The sequence below is a fragment of the Streptomyces sp. NPDC006551 genome (assembly GCF_040611675.1).
Classification (GTDB): Bacteria; Actinomycetota; Actinomycetes; order Streptomycetales; family Streptomycetaceae; genus Streptomyces.
The window spans coordinates 1-3,330 of the sequence record NZ_JBEXOT010000091.1 but is presented as its reverse complement, the minus strand read 5'-3'; the positions used below and the strand labels follow the sequence as shown (position 1 = coordinate 3,330).

Annotated in this window: 1 protein-coding gene; it reads left to right on the top strand. The window is 68.0% G+C overall.

The genetic code is table 11. The features are described 5' to 3' along the window. Positions 1 to 721 precede the first annotated feature (721 nt). A partial coding sequence (locus ABZY12_RS34225) for a DNRLRE domain-containing protein (protein ID WP_356897343.1) occupies positions 722 to 3,330 on the top strand: 2,609 nt, incomplete at its 3' end.

The window sequence follows — 3,330 nt, the reverse complement described above, 5'->3', positions numbered from 1 at the left end:
CGCATACGCGTCGACTCCCACCCAGACGAACAAGACAACGGAGGAGGTGCGGAAACACCAAAGAGCACGCGCCTGTTCTCAGACGCGTGCGTGCGCACTTTCTGTCATGTGCGCCGCATTTACAAGATCGCGGAGAGTGACCGAGGTGCCACGCGAGTGAGATTCACCACGGTGCAGTCGCAAACAGACCCTGACACTGCCGACCTTTGCGATAGATGGGGCAACAAGGATCTTCACGCCCCAACAAACCGTCAAAAACCCCCATGTCCAGCAAATTGACAGTCCGTCGGCGCCCTAGCACGCGCCGCATAACATATTCATAAAGCCTTCAGATATGGACGCGCCCTGAAGATCGTGTGATCGTGTGCGCGCCTTGTGCCCCGCGGTTCGCCCGACGGGGCTGTCTGTGCTGTCCGAAATTCCTCTGGTTCCACGGGAGTAGACCGCCGTGCCTGCGCCGCCTCGTCTTCTCAGCCCGTTCGTGCGCACGCGCACACGGCTGACCCTCACTCTCGGCCTCGTACTGGCCGCACTCACCGCCGCTCTGTTGCCCTGGTGGCAGCCGGGCGGCTTCCTGCCGGGCCAGGGGCCCAAGACCACCGACGCGCAGCAGGCGTCGACCGGTCCGCGCAACGAGGCCGCCGCGGCGGCCGAGGCCAAGCGGACCGGCAAGAAGGTGCTCGTCGACACGGCGACCACCCAGACGCAGCTCGTGTGGGCGATGCCCGACGGCAAGATGCGCACGCAGATCCACTCCCTTCCGCAGCGTGCGAAGAACGCCGAGGGCGAGTGGGCGCCGATCGACACCACCCTGCGTCCGGTGAAGAACGCCGGCTCGCTGGGCATCCGCCCGGTCAACGCCGCCGTTCCGGTGCGGTTCGCCAGCGGTACGGCCTCCGCCTCGGAGCGTGCGGACCGCTCGTTCAGCCGCGCGCCGCTGACCGATGAGACCGTCCTCGCCGAGGTCGACCTCGGCGAGCACACCATCGCCTACACCTGGCCGGGCGCCCTGCCCGAGCCGGTGCTCGACGGTCCGCGCGCCCTCTACCCCGAGGTGCTGCCGGGCGTCGACCTGCTGCTGGTGGTGCGTGAGGAGGGCGGCTTCGGCCAGCTCCTGATCGTCAAGGACCGCGAGGCCGCGCAGAACAAGGACCTCGCCACCGTCTCCTACGGCCTGCGCTCGAAGACGGCCGTCTTCCGCCAGGACGACAAGGCGAACCGGATCCAGGTCCTGGACAAGGCGGGCCGGGAAGTCGGCAGCATCCCGACCCCGTTCGCCTGGGACTCCAACGGCCGCGACTCCGAACTGCCCCCGGGCGCCCCGCAGCGCACGTCGGTCGCCACCGCCGCCGACGTGCTGAAGCTGTCGGGTCTGACGGGCATCGAGCCCGGCGCGAAGTCCGCCCAGCTCCCCGTGGCTCTCGACGGTGACGGCACCGGCGCCGCGACCCTGAACCTGAACGCGGCTGCCACGGGCCTGTACACCGACAAGGACACGAAGTTCCCGGTCTTCATCGACCCGCCGCTCAACAGCGACTGGCTGGCCTGGACGGTGGCGTACAAGAAGTACCCGAACTCCAGCTTCTGGAACGGTACGAACTTCTCCTCCGGCACCTCCGACGCCCGCGTCGGCTACGAGAGCGACACCGGCGGCCTGGCCCGTTCGTTCTGGCGGATGCGCTTCTCGGAGACGTACGAGGGCGCGAAGTTCGACTGGGCCACGTTCAAGATCCTGAACAACCACTCCTGGTCCTGCACCACGCGTCAGATGGAGTTCTGGCTGACCGGCGGCATCTCCTCCGGTACGACGTGGAACGCGCAGCCGAGCTGGTCGAGGGTCCTGCACAAGAAGTCCTTCGCACACGGCTGGTCGACGTCCTGCCCGGACGCGTACGAGGCGTTCACCGTGACGTCCGCGGCCCAGGAGGGCGCGGACAAGGGCTGGGCGAACATCACCTTCGGCATGCGCGCCACGACCGAGACCGACACCCAGACCTGGCGTAAGTTCAAGGCGACCGGCGCCGTGATGGAGGGCCAGTACAACCGTCCGCCCTCCCAGCCGACCTACGGCACCTCCTCGCCGGGTGGCGCGTGCGTGCCCGGCCCGACCAACAGCGCCCTCATCGGCCGGACCACCATCACCCTGAAGGCCAAGGGCTACGACCCGGACGGCACCCTGCCCAAGCTGCGCTTCCGTTTCTGGAAGGACGGCTCGACCACCAAGAAGGAGTCCCTCGTCACCCCGGCCTCCACGGGCTACGGCCAGATGGTGATCGAGGCCACCGATACGCTGCTGACGGGCATCACGGCCAACACCGTCTACCACTGGGACGTGCGCGCCGAGGACTCCTCGGGTGAGGTCTCCTCGTTCTTCCCGGACGGCTCCTACCCGTGCCGCCTGACCGTCGACCCGACGGCCCCGCCGCAGCCGGATGTCACCAGCACGGTGTTCACGGAGGCCACGGACAACCAGACCTGGGCGAAGGTCAAGTTCGGCACGCCGGGTGACTTCACCTTCTACTCGGCCGGCGCGACCAAGTTCAAGTACGCCTTCGAGGGCGACGCACTCGTCGACGCGCCGACCCCCGTCAACGGCAAGGTCACCCTCTCCAACGTGACGCCCAAGCACGCGGGCCCGAACGTGCTGAACGTCTACGCCTACGACGCGAACGGCAACCAGAGCATCCGGGCGGGCTACGCCTTCTACCTGCCGCCGCGCGACAGGGCGGACGGCCCCATGGACACCGGCGGCGACGACATCGCCGACCTGCTCGTGCTCTACCCGGACGGCAAGCTGAAGAACTGCGTCGGCGCACCCGTCGACCCGGCGGCCACCGGCACCGGCGGCGAGCTCTACAGCTGCCTGGCCGCCTCGTACGTGACCAAGGACAAGAAGGTCGACCCGCCGAACCACTGGGTCGACGCCGCCGGCACGCCGTCGCTGATCGCGCACTACAACGACGTCTACCCGGGCGACGGGTCGACCGACATGTTCGCGGTCACCCCGGACAAGCAGTTCTGGCTCTACCCGGGTGACGGCTACGGCACCTTCAACGTCGACGAGCGGATCAAGATCCGACTGCCTTCCAACGCGCCCGCGCCGTCGACGTGGACGCAGATGAAGGCGATCGGCGACATCACCGGCGACAAGCTGCCCGACCTGGCCCTGCGGGCCGGGACGGCCTTCTGGATCCTGTCCGGCTACACCGGCGCCAGCTTCCAGTCCGCCACCCTGATGGAGGGCTCGGCCTGGGGCGCCACCCGCGACATCGTCAACATCGCGGACATGAACAAGGACAACACGCCCGACCTGCTGTGGCGCAACGTGGA